This is a genomic window from Methanobacterium subterraneum (assembly GCF_002813695.1).
Classification (GTDB): Archaea; Methanobacteriota; Methanobacteria; order Methanobacteriales; family Methanobacteriaceae; genus Methanobacterium; species Methanobacterium subterraneum.
This window is the reverse complement of the sequence record NZ_CP017768.1, coordinates 523875-539044: the sequence shown is the minus strand read 5'-3', so window position 1 is coordinate 539044 and position 15170 is coordinate 523875. Positions and strand designations below refer to the sequence as shown.

General features: G+C 42.4%; 22 protein-coding genes. All 22 read left to right on the top strand.

What is annotated here, in order from left to right:
• The first annotated feature begins 427 nt into the window (after nucleotides 1–427).
• The 22 genes from BK009_RS02630 (at nucleotide 428) to BK009_RS02525 (ending at nucleotide 15045) form a co-directional block, all read left to right on the top strand.
• Entirely contained in the window at nucleotides 428–733 is a 306-nt protein-coding gene (locus tag BK009_RS02630) for an energy-converting hydrogenase A subunit A EhaA (protein WP_100908938.1), read from the top strand.
• Nucleotides 726–1229, top strand: a complete 504-nt coding sequence (locus BK009_RS02625) for a hypothetical protein (protein WP_100906450.1) — start codon at nucleotides 726–728, stop codon at nucleotides 1227–1229. Before BK009_RS02630 ends, BK009_RS02625 begins: the two co-directional genes overlap by 8 nt.
• Before the next feature lie 10 nt (nucleotides 1230–1239).
• A complete protein-coding gene (locus BK009_RS02620; RefSeq protein ID WP_100906451.1) occupies nucleotides 1240–1488 on the top strand; it encodes a DUF2109 domain-containing protein in 249 nt (82 codons plus the stop codon).
• A 1-nt stretch (nucleotide 1489) separates the two neighbouring features.
• A complete protein-coding gene (locus BK009_RS02615) occupies nucleotides 1490–1774 on the top strand; it encodes an EhaD family protein (protein WP_100906452.1) in 285 nt (94 codons plus the stop codon).
• Nucleotides 1767–2027 (top strand): EhaE family protein, encoded by a 261-nt coding sequence (locus tag BK009_RS02610; RefSeq protein WP_100906453.1) that lies wholly within the window; start codon nucleotides 1767–1769, stop codon nucleotides 2025–2027. Before BK009_RS02615 ends, BK009_RS02610 begins: the two co-directional genes overlap by 8 nt.
• Nucleotides 2024–2509, top strand: a complete 486-nt coding sequence (locus tag BK009_RS02605) for an EhaF family protein (RefSeq protein WP_100906454.1) — start codon at nucleotides 2024–2026, stop codon at nucleotides 2507–2509. Before BK009_RS02610 ends, BK009_RS02605 begins: the two co-directional genes overlap by 4 nt.
• Nucleotides 2506–3186, top strand: coding sequence for an EhaG family protein (locus BK009_RS02600; RefSeq protein WP_100908937.1), 681 nt, complete (start codon nucleotides 2506–2508; stop codon nucleotides 3184–3186). Before BK009_RS02605 ends, BK009_RS02600 begins: the two co-directional genes overlap by 4 nt.
• 23 nt (nucleotides 3187–3209) lie before the next feature.
• Nucleotides 3210–3887, top strand: coding sequence for a proton-conducting transporter transmembrane domain-containing protein (locus BK009_RS02595; protein WP_100906456.1), 678 nt, complete (start codon nucleotides 3210–3212; stop codon nucleotides 3885–3887).
• A gap of 91 nt (nucleotides 3888–3978) precedes the next feature.
• A complete protein-coding gene (locus tag BK009_RS02590) occupies nucleotides 3979–4194 on the top strand; it encodes a DUF788 domain-containing protein (RefSeq protein WP_100906457.1) in 216 nt (71 codons plus the stop codon).
• Nucleotides 4195–4273: 79 nt separating this feature from the next.
• Complete coding sequence (locus BK009_RS02585; RefSeq protein WP_100908936.1) at nucleotides 4274–5134, top strand: respiratory chain complex I subunit 1 family protein; 861 nt, start codon at nucleotides 4274–4276, stop codon at nucleotides 5132–5134.
• A gap of 16 nt (nucleotides 5135–5150) precedes the next feature.
• Nucleotides 5151–5411, top strand: coding sequence for a hydrogenase (locus tag BK009_RS02580; protein ID WP_100908935.1), 261 nt, complete (start codon nucleotides 5151–5153; stop codon nucleotides 5409–5411).
• A 10-nt stretch (nucleotides 5412–5421) separates the two neighbouring features.
• Nucleotides 5422–5745 (top strand): energy-converting hydrogenase subunit EhaL family protein, encoded by a 324-nt coding sequence (locus BK009_RS02575; RefSeq protein WP_100908934.1) that lies wholly within the window; start codon nucleotides 5422–5424, stop codon nucleotides 5743–5745.
• Entirely contained in the window at nucleotides 5742–6167 is a 426-nt protein-coding gene (locus BK009_RS02570; protein WP_100908933.1) for a DUF1959 domain-containing protein, read from the top strand. The genes BK009_RS02575 and BK009_RS02570 overlap by 4 nt, the downstream gene beginning before the upstream one ends.
• Nucleotides 6168–6181: 14 nt before the next feature.
• Nucleotides 6182–6631, top strand: coding sequence for an NADH-quinone oxidoreductase subunit B family protein (locus BK009_RS02565; protein ID WP_100908932.1), 450 nt, complete (start codon nucleotides 6182–6184; stop codon nucleotides 6629–6631).
• Nucleotides 6628–7764 carry a hydrogenase large subunit gene (locus BK009_RS02560; protein ID WP_100906463.1) on the top strand — a complete coding sequence of 379 codons (1137 nt, stop codon included), beginning with the start codon at nucleotides 6628–6630 and terminating at the stop codon, nucleotides 7762–7764. The genes BK009_RS02565 and BK009_RS02560 overlap by 4 nt, the downstream gene beginning before the upstream one ends.
• Before the next feature lie 44 nt (nucleotides 7765–7808).
• Nucleotides 7809–8846, top strand: a complete 1038-nt coding sequence (locus tag BK009_RS02555) for a 4Fe-4S binding protein (RefSeq protein ID WP_100908931.1) — start codon at nucleotides 7809–7811, stop codon at nucleotides 8844–8846.
• 2 nt (nucleotides 8847–8848) lie between these two features.
• Entirely contained in the window at nucleotides 8849–10222 is a 1374-nt protein-coding gene (locus BK009_RS02550; protein ID WP_100906465.1) for a 4Fe-4S binding protein, read from the top strand.
• A 251-nt stretch (nucleotides 10223–10473) separates the two neighbouring features.
• Entirely contained in the window at nucleotides 10474–11496 is a 1023-nt protein-coding gene (locus BK009_RS02545) for a hypothetical protein (protein WP_100908930.1), read from the top strand.
• Nucleotides 11497–12396 (top strand): formylmethanofuran--tetrahydromethanopterin N-formyltransferase, encoded by a 900-nt coding sequence (locus BK009_RS02540; protein WP_100906467.1) that lies wholly within the window; start codon nucleotides 11497–11499, stop codon nucleotides 12394–12396.
• A 156-nt stretch (nucleotides 12397–12552) separates the two neighbouring features.
• Nucleotides 12553–13512 carry a carbohydrate kinase family protein gene (locus tag BK009_RS02535; RefSeq protein WP_100908929.1) on the top strand — a complete coding sequence of 320 codons (960 nt, stop codon included), beginning with the start codon at nucleotides 12553–12555 and terminating at the stop codon, nucleotides 13510–13512.
• Nucleotides 13513–13655: 143 nt separating this feature from the next.
• On the top strand, nucleotides 13656–14408 hold the full coding sequence (locus BK009_RS02530) for a 4Fe-4S binding protein (protein ID WP_100908928.1): 753 nt from the start codon (nucleotides 13656–13658) through the stop codon (nucleotides 14406–14408).
• A gap of 1 nt (nucleotide 14409) precedes the next feature.
• Nucleotides 14410–15045, top strand: a complete 636-nt coding sequence (locus BK009_RS02525; protein ID WP_100906470.1) for a CBS domain-containing protein — start codon at nucleotides 14410–14412, stop codon at nucleotides 15043–15045.
• Nucleotides 15046–15170: the final 125 nt, after the last annotated feature.

The window sequence follows — 15170 nt, the reverse complement described above, 5'->3', positions numbered from 1 at the left end:
TTGGACGAAAAGGTGATATCCCTATTAGAATATTATTATCTGTTTACAGTTTATACCCACAGAAACATCAACGATCTTTGAATCATCTGGGCAATAACTACCCCTAATCACTTTAAAAAACCATGGAAAGTTTTTAAAATTCTCAGACTATTTTTAATCATTTTAATTCATTCTAAATAGATTACAAAAGTGTAATGGAAAACATTTAATATATGCCAAGTCAGAGATACTTTATATATAAGTAAAGAGATTAATTGACTTAGAAAAGATTAAAATCTTCTTAATAATTTTATTTAGATAATGATGTGTTAAATCCGGTTCATCAGTTCCATTGCAACCATAAAAAACAATGAACCATGTCAGTAATAACGCATAAGAATTGCCAAGTAAAAAGATTTATATACATAAAGGAGACCACCTATTTATCATGATTATTCATGCTAATGTGTTCAGTTATCTTATTGCCCTGGCTGCAGCCCTGATACTTGGGTTGGTTTTAAGGCTCCCTTTACTCCCAAATAAGCCTATTAGGCATTCCTGGACCATCAGTGCCGTTTTTCCAACTGCAGTATTGGCCGTTGGTTTTTACGCCATGGTATATGAGCTAGGTTACCAGGGATATATTGTTGCCTTAATCACCGGGATCATCACTGCTTTATTCAGTAAATTTATTTTAGAAAAGTTAGTTCCCGTACCCCAAAAAGATGGAGAGGAGGAAAGTTCCCATGAATGAAATTTTAGGAATAGCAATTGCCGCTGTTATCTGCTGGGTGAACTTCGTTCTCATTGACACATGGATGGGGCTTCCAGAAGGACCTGGAGTTAAAGGTGCCGATGTAATCGGCAGATCCGTGCAGAAGAGGGGAGGAGACCTGGCAGGAGGATTCTTCCAGGGAAACATAGTATGTTCACCTGACGCATCAGCCGGAACTTTACTGGCTGCAATAGGATGTTATGCCATAGGAATCCCTGAAGGTGGTTTAATAGCTGCAGTTTTGGTTTACTTCGGTAACCGGTTATGTGCCGACCCTGGATATGCAGGAACCACCGGAGCACTCAGCATCACTGTTATAATATTCTTAACCTCATTTATTGGTTTTAAAACTGAATACTTCATTGTGGGTATGGTAATAGCCATCCTTACAATACAGGGCATTTACCACCCCGGAGCCTCACGGCTTCTGGGAAAAATCGCCCATAAGATGGGGAGACACACCAAGTTAACATAGGTGGAAAATCATGTTAATCGAAATATTAGGCATAATTGTGGTGCTCATGGCACTGCGTACACTTGTGGCACAAAACCGATCGGAACGTTTACTTTATCTTAATGTTATCGGCTTTAGTATGTCCGCAATTATCGGTTTATATATACAGACACCCTTCGGAGCAATAATAGCCATCACATTCTTTGTGACATCGACCCTGAGCTCCAATGCTATTGCATATTCCCTGGGAAGGGTGAAAGAAGAGATCATGGTGAAATAAAATGTACCTTGACTTTGTAAACTTAACCACAATATCAGCAGCCCTGGCCTTAATTGGCACTGTAGGGATCATTGCCCTCCCCAAACCACTGGACAAGGTGATCATGTTTGCACTTCTCCAGGGAGGATTTGTAGGAATGATTGTAGCCGCCAAGTACCTGGATGTGGCCATGGCCGCGGCTATCTTCGACCCAATTGCCACCATTATCTTACTGATTGGAATTATTAAGATAAATGAAGTTAGAAAGAAAAACCAAGAATCCCAGGAGGACGGGAACCTTGCTTGATGTTTACATATGGTTCTATACTGGTGTGGCATTGACCATTCTAGGGGGACTGGCAACTGCCATTGGCCCTGGAGTCAAAGATCCAATCGTAAGAACATTGAACACGGAAATCGCTGCAGTGGGTGTTTCGCTTATATTTTTAACTTATAATCATACAATTGCACTGGTAACCTTCATTGCAGCCACAGCTATCATAACCATGATCCTCTTAAGGGCTATTGTTAGGTTAGAAGAAGTGGGGGCGGAATTATGAGTAGGATTGGCAGACTCTGGAATTCACTGGCCACCCCTAAACGAATCCCTCGATTTTTCTCCATAATACTCGGAGTTTTATTACTGGCGGGTTTTTTGGTGCCCATGGGACTTAACAATGAACAACTGTACCCCCGACCAGCACCACAACTACAAATCAATGAGCAGGACCCCCTGGCACCTTACGATAGAGGCGGTGTGCCCCTTAAAGAACCAGGGATTGTTAAATCACAGTACCCTGAATTTTCAAAAAAAGCAGGGATGGTAACTGGTTATATGTCCCCAATTGCCATTGGAGTCAGCAATACCACCATTTATTATGGTACATCCATCTACTCATCCCCTGGTGGATTAATAGATGAAATATTATATTATTCAAGGGGTTTTGACACCATACTGGAGTCCAGCATACTTATGATGGCCTTTGTGATAGCCTCATGGGTGGCACTTAACTTCACCATGAAAAGGAGGGAAGACGAATGAGTGCCTCAGTACTGGTTCCCAGCGTTGTATCCCCAATAGTTGTTTCATTATTCATACCCGCTGTATTCACTGGTTTGATTGTGGGACTCATCGCCCTGATGGCCATTGCCTACCAGAAAAATGATCTAAGTGCCCTTATATTAACTGATATCGTGGGTATTGGGATGTTGATCCTGGTGGCAGCAGTAGGAACTGACCTGGCAGAAGCCCTGATACTACCGGGACTGGTGGTGGAGCTGGCAGAAATACTGGCCATATCGGAGATATTACTGAGCAGGGAGATGAGGAAAACCGGTAAAACCGCAGAGCTAATTCCTTTACCAGTGTCACTGGACATGGAAGTGATGACCACTGCTCCTACTTTCATGGCTATAATATTGATAGCTTACGGAGCATTCCTAACTGGATTTACTGGAGGGGCAGTTGCTGGTGGAGGTATATTATTTTACGTTCTCTCCCAGAGGGTGCGCGGAGTTCCATCAGACATGTGGGAAGGTGTGGCTGGAGTGTCCGGTATTGCATGGTGCTTATGGCTGGTAGGATTCCTATTGTTCTTTGTTTTCCCACAGTACTGGCTTTTAGCATTGTTCCTGGCAGCATTCGGAGTTTTCATAAAGGTTGCTTTGAAAGCAGGCCTCATAGGAGTTCTGGGCCGTGAAGAATTCAATAAGAAGTGAAGGAGTAGTAAGGAGTTATTAAAATGGATATAATCATATTGGGTCAACAGTTGCTGGGCTACATTCCATTGGGGGATATTGTCCTTTACCTGGCACCCCTTAACCTGTTCATGTTCGCTGGGTCACTGGCCTTCACTACTCTCATTGCCATAAGCAGGACCGAAACTCAGGTGGAAGCAGGTTTCGGCACCCTTAAAGATAGGGAAGTGAAGGTGGGTAAGAAAGAGTTTAAGATCAGACGATTCCTGGCAATTATCTGTGGACTGGCAACAGCTGGTGCCATGATCACTGGGGATCTGTTTAACTTCACCCTATTCGTGTGTCTCATTGGTATTGTTAACATTGGAATAGTGGCTGCAGTGAAACAGGTGGATGTCCTGGATGCCGCTTTCCAGTATGGTTTGGTGGCCATGATAGCTGTATTACCCCTCTTTGGTGGTGCGGCAATGATCCTGGCATCAACTGGTACCATCAGTTTACTGGAAATCCTCAATATACCTACCACTGCCATGATGATCTTTGGATCCTTACTCCTCTTACTGGGAGTAGCAGGTGAAACCGGTGTAGCACCGTTTTATGCCACTAAAGCAGAAATGTTCAGAACCCCTGGTTCTCCCTTTCTGCTTATAATTCACTTAAGCTCATTACTGGTAATTGTTAGATTAATTGAAATACTCCTAATCATAAACAAACCATTCTAAGAATAGAAATAAAAAGGTTAAAATCAATTTATATGGCAATGTATACTGGTAAACTGTTAAAAATTAAAAGAACACATCAACTGGTGAAATAATGGATAAACTGAAGGTATCAAGCTATTTAATATTTATAATCTCGTTAGCAGGAATCATTTATGGACTCCTGTTCAACCCACCTAGTTGGGTGGTTTACGCAATTTCCATTATATGCATACCTGCCGGAATACTGTCATTTGGATTGATAGTAATGGCCAGAGGTCCCCAGGATGATGAAGAAGAAAAAACCAGGGAGCCTTTTATAGGATATTAACCCATTTGTAGAATATTAACCCTTATTATTGGGGCTAACCGTTACTAAAATATCAGGACTAAAATAATCGGTGATCATATTGAACTTAATGGCAAACATTCTGTTGAACGTCCTCATTGCATTTCTGGTGGGGAGTGTCCTTTTCGGACTGCAGAGGAAGATAATGGCCAGGATACAAATGAGGCCAGGGCCACCTATCATCCAGCACCTCTTACACACCTTAAAATTCTTCATTAAAGAATCATCCTTCCCCAAAACCGCTGCGATGCCATTCTATATAGCCATAACTGCTATGTTATGTGTTATATGGGTTTCAGCGGTTATTGTGGGTCCGGTTACTGAAGGATCATTACTGCTTATCTTTGCAATTTATGCATTACACAAGATTGTGGAACACAATGCAGGATCATCCTCTGGTTCACCCTATGGTAAACTCAGCTGTGTCAGAGCAGTGTTCTCAGCAGCAGCCGAGGTACCATTATTCGCAGTACTCATAATCATTTACTTTGCAACCGGAACCATGAACATCGCCCAGATAGTGAACTTCCAAACTGCAAACGGTCCCCTGATCTACAGTATACCCCTTGCAGCGGCAATGTTCTTCGTTCTGATATTATCCAAAGCCCCTTACTCACCCTTCGCCATAACCAAAGGTAAAGATATCATCTCCGGATACGAAACCGAACACTTTGGATTGCTCCGTGGTTATCTAATGATGTCAGAATCCATTGCGTGGTACATGCTTTTATGGGTGTTTTTAACAGTTTTCATAGGAGGCCTTAGCCCGCTGTGGTACTTAGTGGGTATGGTATCATTATCAACAATTGTGGCCTTTATTAATGCCACCACCCCTATACTAAACCCTAATCATTCTATAATGATGCAGGTTAGTTTTGCCATAATCGGAATCGTGGGTTCCCTCGTGATTCTATTCATATAAAAGGAGAATCAAGAAAATGGAAATACAAGAAAAAGACACACTGTTCTTCATGACCCTGGCAGCCTTTGGAGCTGTTCTGGCCAGTGCCCTGGCCTCTTTCTTACAGTGGATTGTAGTTTTACCACTCACCATAGGAGTGTTCCTCCTGATGATTCTCACCTACTTCCTTAATCAAAAAGGAACAATCCACCTCTCAGAAAACGCCGAAAAATGGGCCATGATCCTGACATTGGTGGCATTCATTGCTGCCTTCATATATCTTTACCGTCCAGTTTAATGGTGATTAAATGAATGAAACAATTTATCTAGCTTACATACTTTCATTTGTACTGGGATCCCTCCTGGGACTGGTCTTGAGTTACCGGAAATACAAAGCACCATATGCCATTGGAGATCTTGACGCCCTAGCAGTGGTGCTAGCTGTGGTAGGCTGGACACTGGCCCTTAACAGTGCACTGATCACTTTCATACCCTATTACATCACTGTAACCCTTGGTGTGTTCCTCTTGGCAATGGTCCTGGGAATGAGACCTGGTTACGGTAGAAATGAAACATTTATTGGTATTATAATTGCTGGAATCATCTGGATTATAAGGACGGTGATCCTTTGAGCAGAGAAGAAATAGGAAAAACTGGTGACATATCCGGTATGGATGAAGATGATATTCTACGGATCATGAAAATGCGAATCATAGAAAGTTACCGCTGGAAAGTGGATATCATAAAACCTATTTCCAAGGAATTAGGAATCTCAGAAGACCAACTGGAAGAGATATTAATCAGAAGGTTAGATATGGCCAGCATAGATGCATTACATCCTCGTTATGAGTCATCAAAACATTACTGTATTAAGAAAAAATTGCACTCTGATTTGAGATTATGCTGGCTTTGTGATGTAATGAACATATTGTCAGAAGAAGAATCTGAAGAAATTAAGAATAAAATTGCTGCTGAAATATTAACTAAAGGCAAATCATACCAGGAAGCCATGGAAGATGGTAGGAAAGATTTGCTGGAATACCTAATGAGATAAATCGAGGTAAATCAATGTTAGATGCCCTTAAAGATGTTGTAAGGAAAAGTTCAATTCACGTATGCCTTATTAATACTGGAGGATGTAATGGCTGCGATATCGAAGTTGTAGCCCTCTTATCTCCCCGCTACGATCTGGAACAGTACGGTATCTACGTACACAACAATCCACGGGAAGCCGATGTGATTCTGGTCACCGGACCAGTGACTGAACAGTGGAAGAAAAACTTACAAAGAATCTACGCTAAAGCCCCAGAACCCAAAGTAGTGGTGGCCATAGGAAACTGCCCCTTAACCGGTGATGTTTTTAACCAGGAAGGATGCAGTGTCTATGCACCTGTATCAGATTTCATACCTGTTGATGCAGAAATACCAGGCTGCCCACCCCGACCCTCAGAGATTTTAGCTGCAATTTTAGCAGTGGGGCCCGATGCCATAGCAGCCAAAGGGAGGCAAAAACCATGATACTTCCAATTGGACCCATACACCCCGCCCTTAAAGAACCAGTGCGCCTGAAACTTAAAACAGAGGGAGAGCGTGTTATAAGTGCTGAAATTGATTACGGATATGTTCACCGCGGTATAGAGAGGGTAATGGAGGGTAAAACCTGGCAAAAAGGAATATTTCTATCAGAAAGAGTTTGTGGTATATGCTCTTATATCCACACCCAGACCTTTGCTGAGACCTTTGAAAAAATAGCCGGGGAAAGAGTACCACTGCGGGCACAATATCTCAGATCCCTTACCAATGAACTGGACCGGATCCAGAGCCACTTCATTGCCAACTCCACTTATTTCAAAGCAATTGAACACGAAACATTATTCATGTACATGTTACACCTAAGGGAGCCAGTGATGGATGCAATCGAGTTACTCACCGGTAACCGGGTGAATATGGGCTGGAATGTGGTGGGCGGAGTTAGAATGGATGCTGAAGAAAAACACTTAAACAGTATCCACCAGATCATAACGAATTTAGAGGCTGAATACGATAAATACGTGGAAATGTTCGATGAAGGCCCACTGGTTGGCCTCAGATCAAAGGATGTGGGTAAGATGAGTAGGGAAGATGCCATTAAAGGTCGTGCAGTTGGACCTATTGGCCGAGCTTCCGGTTTGAAACATGATGTTCGGGAAAACCATCACACCTACCAGGATGAATTTGACTGGAAGGTTATCTGGAGAAAAGAAGGTGACAACTACGCCCGGACCATGAATCGTTTCGATGAGATCACAGAATCCATAAAGATCATCAAACAGATAATAGAAAACATACCACCGGGAGATGTGCGTAAAAAAATAAACATCCCTGCAGGATACGCAGATTGGAGAAATGAAGCACCACGTGGCGAAGTTACCTATATGGCTGAAACCAATGGAAACCTCATTAAGAAGATCTCCATTAGAACCCCCAGTATAATGAACATCGATGTCTGTGGTAAGTATATGTTACAGGATGTGGCCACAGTGGCTGATGCCGTGGCCACCTATGCCAGTGTTGACCCCTGTGTTGCCTGCACCGAGCGAGTGGTGATCCTGAATGAGAAAGGCGAAAAACAGGTGTTTGATGGACTTCACAAGGTTAAATACCTTAAATAAATAACTACAAATTAAAAATAAATCTTTAAAACAGTTGATGCATTATGTCATCGGTAATCTGGTATCTTTACGAGTTCGCCCGAAAATCCTGGGCTGAAAATTTTGCAGTGGCCAAGACCAACGCCGAAATTGTGGAAGCACCCGACCGTTTCCGTGACTTCCCCCAGGTCATCCCAGAAAACTGCATAGCCTGCGGTGCATGCACTGCAGCATGTCCTGCGCCTCAGGCAATAAAATTGGTTAGGAGCGAAGACACAGCTGATGCGGAAGGGCAAACTTATCCGGTAATTAACAACCGCGGATGTATCCGCTGTGGATTCTGCGCAGAGGTCTGTCCCACTGACCCTAAAACCATTACTTGTGGTGAAAACCATCTTATCCGGGAAGAATTCACCATCGTACCCACTGAAATAATGTATGTAATCGATGATTACCTCTGCATTCGCTGCAAAAAATGTATGAATGCCTGTCCAGTATATGGTGCTATTTACGAAGCTGATAATAAAATCGTCGTTGATCAGTCAGTGTGTATTAGCTGTGGGGAGTGTTTGAACAAGTGTCCGGTGAAGGGTGCAGTTAAAGGTATCTACATTTCCAATGTTCAGGAACAAAAAACCATAATCAATCTTATCGTTAACGCCTTAGAAGAACGTATCGAAGCTGAAAGAGATAACATAACCCATTTATCAGACACCAAAATCTACAAACTTGATTATCCCATAGAGGATCTGGTTGAGAGTGCCCGATCCATCTTGGCGAACGATGATCTGATCCTGGATACCTTCCAGAAAATCACCGATCGCCTTAAATTACGGATCGTGACCTGGGATGAAGAAAAATGTAAAAAATGCCATTTATGTGTTAATGAATGCCCATCCGGGGCCATAAAGTACGATGAAGAGGAAGATGTGATTAAACGAAACCCAAAAAAGTGTCTCCGCTGCAGCACCTGTTATCAGACTTGTCCTTTTGGAGTGGCCGGTTTCTTTGTCGCCAGGTTCTTACTGGATCCACCATCCCTGGAAGATGGAGTTATCCATATCACAATTAAGGCATCACAGTTACCTGTAGGAGCTGATTAAAAATGCCCACTACGACCGATGAAAACGGAAAATCAGAGAAACTTAAAAAGATCTATAAACCACTCCGTGACGTGGAAGTGGAATATGATATAGACCATGATAAGTGTGCCTCCTGCAGTGAAAGACCCTGTCTGGAAGCCTGCCCTGTGGATGCGGTTGGTGAAAATCCCGTTAACAATCACATTGAAATTGACGATAAATGTTTCGGCTGTGTATTGTGCAGGAATGCCTGTCCCTACGATGCTATTCACATGGAAACAACCCTTTCCAAACCGCGTAGAGAGAATGTTCCCAATATAAACACTAAGCTATGCCGTCAGTGCGGAGCCTGTGTGGATGCCTGTCGTATGGGAGCCATTCATCTAGTGTCCTCGGGTACCGAGGAAGCACACAGTGAAATTGATGAAGATAAATGTGTGCGCTGTGGATATTGTTCCCGGGTGTGTCCCACTGAAGCCATAAAGTACGGTGAAATATTACCCCGTTCAGTGGTAGGTGGTAAAGCAATTGTGGTCAACCAGGAAAAATGTATTGGTTGCATGACTTGCACCCGTGTCTGCCCTTCCAGAGGTGCCATAAACGTGGGTAAAACAAGCAAACTGCCCTACATCAATCCATCTTACTGTGCTCGTTGTGAAGAGTGTATGGATGTCTGTCCTTCTACTGCCATAAGGTATTCATCCCGTAAAAGGGCCTATGAAGGGTACCAAAAGATAAAAACAATGGAAATCGTTTCTGAACTCATGGAGAAGGAAAGTGAGAAATTAGCCCGTGAAACTGTTAAGATCGATTCCATCCTTAACAAGGTCACCCGTGAAGTGAGTTACAGTCACACTGAGGATGAATTCACCCAGGATGTCACTGAACTGGTCACCGCAGAGATCAAGGCACTGGCTGGTGCGGATCTTGAAATTGAAGATCTCAAGGAAATCATACAGGCCACCCATCCCCACCGGGAGATAATGGTGGATGAAGATAGTTGTATTGGTTGTGGAGCATGTATAAAAGAGTGCCCAGTGGATTGCATAAAACTGGAGATGCCTTCACCAGTACATATTGGTGATGAGTGTGTTTACTGTGGTAAGTGCGTTGAAACCTGCCCATTTGATTCAATATCACTCAAAGAAGAATCTTTCCAGGTGGAAGACGGTCGTGTTCTCTTTAAAAGACGAAAAATCACCGGCCCATCTGAGGGAGAAGTTCTCATTGATGGTAAGTCCTGTCAAAGGTGTGGAGTGTGTGTTAACAAGTGCCCGGTTGATGCCATGACCCTGGAAAACGATCAGGTAACTGTTGACCGGGATAAATGCATATTCTGTGGTGAATGTCAAATTATCTGCCCCACCAGGGCGGTTACACTGAAAGATGATATTTGAACAGTTTAATCACTGCAAGATCTTTGATACAAATTAGGGAGTCATTGAAACATTTAATGGTGAATTATATTCTTTTTATGAAATAAGATTTATATTTCATTAAAGAATTATTATTATCTCCAAAAAAGGGATTACTTCCTAATAATAGATGATGATCCTAACTTAATCTTTTAAGAGTAACAACCCCAATCTTTTAATAAAAAAAATTCCTATACATATATTTGATTTTAACGCCCCCAGGAGGATGTAAATTGGGTAAAAAATTTTTTGTTTCTGATTGTGAGGGACCAATCTCTGTTAATGATAATGCCTTTGAACTGGCTGGTCATTTCATAGAGGATGGTGAAAAATTTTTCCAGATAGTCAGCCATTACGATGATGTTCTAGCCGATGAAATAAAACGACCGGGTTATAATTCGGGGAGTACTTTAAAACTGATATTACCTTTTCTAAAAGCATATGGTGCTACTAATCAAAACATGAAGGAGTTTTCATCAGATAATGTTCTCCTCATCCCGGGAGCCAGGGAAACCCTTAATCTGGTAAATATTATCATGCCATCTTATATTGTTAGCACCAGCTACGAACCCTATATCCGGGCCTTATGTGATTTAACTAACTTTTCTTTTGATCAGTGTTACTGCACCCGTCTGGATCTGGACAAATACACTATCAATGATGAAGATGGGAAGAAGCTTAAAGAATTCACTTCATCCATTGTTTCCAAGCCAGAATTTGATAATTTGGAACGTATCTTTTGGGATGAACTCCCCCGGATGGATATTGGTTCCATTATTGATGAAGTCAAAACTGTGGGTGGTGAAGGTAAAAAAGAAGCAGTACTGGATATAATGGCTAAAAACAGTTTCCAGGCCTGTGATCTGATGTATGTTGGGGACAGCATAACCGATGTAGAGCCATTGAATTTTGCCCGTGAAGAAGGAGGAGTAGCAGTATCATTCAATGGTAATGAATTCGCACTGGATAATTCATCTATTGCCGTTATTGCTGATAATACTATAATTACTTCCATAATTGCTGATCTGTTCAATCGATATAACAGCAATGTGGTGCTGGAATTTGTGGCATCCTTTGAAAAAAATCCGGAAAAGGCAATTGAAGATCACCCAGTTGACCCTCATTTGGCGTTAAAACTGGCTGAAACTACCACCAGGCTCGAGCTGGTAAATGAAGATAATCTGGATGAACTGAAAGAAGATAGCTGTAAGTTCCGTAAAAAAGTTAGAGGAAAATCAATCGGAGGACTGGGCTAAATGACCACAGAAGATTTACATGGAAAGATTGAGGACACCTATGCCGAGGCCTTCAACGGAATCTGCTGCAGGGTGATCATCACTGCCGATGATGATGAAACACTCCAGAGGGCGGCCTACGATGCCACCAGTACCCCCGGTACTGTGATTGGCCGGGTAGAGGGTGGAATAGAAGGATGGTTATATGAAGATGCAACCCCAGATGGGCGAAAAGGAGCCATACTCCAGTTCTGGTACAATACCACTGATATTGAGAAGTTTCAGGTTGAATTATCCTACCGCATACGGCAAGACATTCTGGTAAAACCCTTCACCTCAGTATTTGATGCATCCATTGATCCGGTGGGTTACATTGACACCATGAAACACGTCGGTCACTGTGGTGATGGATACGAATGGGAGGAAGAACTATACGGCAGGCACATGATCGTGGTCCCTATAGCCATACCCGACTTCCTCATTGAACGTAGCTTAGGATACATGGAGGGGATTATGGGTGCCAACTTCTGGTACTACTCTAAGAGTAAGGAAGCAGTCCTGGACGGGGGTAGAGCAGCCCTGAAGGCAATTGGAAATATTGAAGGTGTGATAACTCCCTTTGACATCTGTTCTGCAGCATCTAAACCTGAAACCAACTATCCCTGGATTGGACCCACCACCAACCACCCCTACTGTCCCACCCTACAGAACATACTGGGAGACGAGTCCCATGTGCCGGAGGGTGTAAATTACATACCTGAGATAGTTCTAAACGGATTAACCATTGGATCCCTTAAAAAGGCCATGAAAACTGGGATGGAAGTTCTGTTGAAACATGATGATGTTTTGGGAATCTCGGCAGGTAATTATGGTGGTAAACTGGGAGACCACCAGATACATCTTAAAGATTTATTCCCCTAAAGGGATATTCGGTTTATTCCTAAAATGGATAGTTAGAATGAAAATGATTTGTATTAAAAAGCCCCTTTGAGGATTTTAATTCCCCATTATACCAAATTCCTCATGATAACAATAAATCCATGATTACAAAATTAAATCAAAGGCTCAAAGGCAAAAATGTTTCAAAAAATTGGAAGTGATGTTATTTCTCGAATACTGGATGCAGTAGGATTTGGAGCACTAAACTTGGACCGCCTTTATCGAGTTAATAAAATAGCAGGTAAAGATGAGGAAGCTTATATAACTGAACTTAATGAAAGCTGTGGGGGTTCAGCAGCCAACACCATTATTGGACTGGCCAGACTGGGATTGGCCACTGGTTTTTTAGGGAAGGTGGCCAGTGACCGGGAGGGGGATTTGCTCCTGGAAAACCTTAAAAAAGAAGGTGTTGATTTGGATGGAGTTATACAAAGTCACCATGGCCGTAGCGGAACTGTCCAGGGATTTGTGGATACTGAAGGTGAACGAGCATTGTACGTTGATCCCGGAGTTAATGATGAAATAACATCTCAGGAGATTGACCTGGAATACCTTTCCAACACTCGACTTATTCACCTCACATCTTTTGTGGGGAAAACCATCCAGATACAAAAAGAGCTTCTTGATTCAATTCCATCCAATGTAACCGTTAGCACGGACCCGGGGATGATCTACGCACAAAAAGGAATTAAAACCATGAAGAAACTTCTTAACCGAACCGATATTTTACTATTAAATCAAAAAGAACTGGAACTGATGACACCCCACATCAATCAGGAACATGAGAAGATCAAAAGCCTGCTTGACTTTGGAATTAAAGTAATTGTGGTTAAACAGGGCGAAAAAGGATGCATGGTTACAGATGGTGATGAATCTTATTTCATGGAGGCATTAAATGTTGAATGTCAGGATACCACAGGTGCAGGAGATGCTTTTAACTCCGGATTTCTCTTTGGATATTTGAGGGGTAAAAGTATAGAAAAATCTGCTATTATCGGTAACTTCGTTGCTTCTTGCTGTGTGAAGGAGCCTGGTGCGACCAGTGGCCTCCCCTCATTATCTGAAATAATATCAGTGTATAGTGGGGAAATTAAATGAATTTACCCCATCCACCCCCTAGTATGATGTGAAATGTGGGTATAACTTAATTAGAAGTCATAATATATATTATAAATCAGGGACCGAAAATAAACTAACAAATAGTAAATGCTCATGTTAGTGAATTACATGATGGTGTTAAGATGGATGTAACATTCAAAAAGAAAAAAGAGGTACTGGAGGGAGAGGTAGCACTTAAATCCAGAGACTTGGAAGATAGTCACGAAGGGTTTAAGGGAGAAATTGAGGATTGCACCTTTGAAGATAAATTTATCACTATCTCCCCAGAGTGCGTTCGGTGCAATTTATGTGTGGAAGAATGTCCAGTTAATGCTGTGAGTGACTCCACTTCTTCAAGGCCAGCCAGAATACTGGAAAACTGTGTTAAATGTGAGATCTGTGCCCAGACCTGCCCTGTGAAATGTATACATGTCATTGAAAGCACATCAGCTGTCCAGGATGATGTTACTTTTCATTTGAAAGATGTTGAGGTACCCCATCGTAAACTGCGCATGGAATTAATAAAGGTGAACCCGGATAATTGTGATTCATGCGCTACATGTGTCAAGTTCTGCCCCACCGGAGCAATTGCTGTTCCTGAAGGGGAAATTGCCCAGATTGACACTGACGCATGTGTAGGTTGCGGTGCCTGTGCTAATGTCTGCCCCCAAGGGTCCATTGATCTCGTTAGAGAATTGGGACCTGTGATGAAAACCAAAAAGCTCCTGGTGGATCAGGATACCTGTGTTCAGTGCCAGGTCTGCGAGGAAAACTGTCCAGTTGACGCCATTAAAATCGATGGCGACCGGGTGGTCTTAGATCAGGAAAAATGTATTTTATGTGAAGTTTGTTCTACAAAATGCCCGGTAGGGGCTTTAAAACTGGAGATGGTTTAAGATGTTAGTTAAGGAAATGATGGACAAAGATTTTATCGTGGTAACCCCTGATGAAGACCTGGTGGAGGTCTCACTTTTAATGGAGAAAAAAAGGAAATTTACCACTCCTGTAGTTGACGATCAGAAACGTCTAATTGGATGGATCACCTCCCTGGATGTTACCAGGGGCCTGCGAGAAAATCTGAAGGAAGTTAAAGATGTTATGCATGTGAAGGATGATGTTATCCATGTTAAAGATAATGACCCTGCACGTTTAGCAGTTCTGGAAGCATCACAGCACCGAGTGGTTAGCATACCAGTGGTGGATGAAGAAGACGTAGTAGTGGGTGTGGTGCGCACCTTTGATATTGTTAAAACCCTTTCCAGTCTGTACGAGATTAAAGTTTACAAGATATTTGAGGCCATGAACAACGAACTTAAGGGAGTAACCTGGGATGAGCTAATGGAGGCATCAGCCATTGTAACCCGCCGCAGGACTGGTAAAAGAGTCACCGCCCAGGACTATGAGAAAAGGATTCGGGATTCCACATTTGGAGAAGCAATATGGGCCACTGGAGGTTTGGAAAAATTTTTCGTAGGTCTCATTGCCATTGGTGAACTGGTTATCGCCAGGAAAGTGGCTCAAGCACGGAAATAATCATTTATTTCCGTATTATCTTCTTTTTCTAAGTTTCCAATACTCCTTATTAAGTATCAAATGGCTATTTTTAGGGCGATATGCCGAAAATAGGAATGGTTATAAATGAAAGAGTTTGTGGGGTG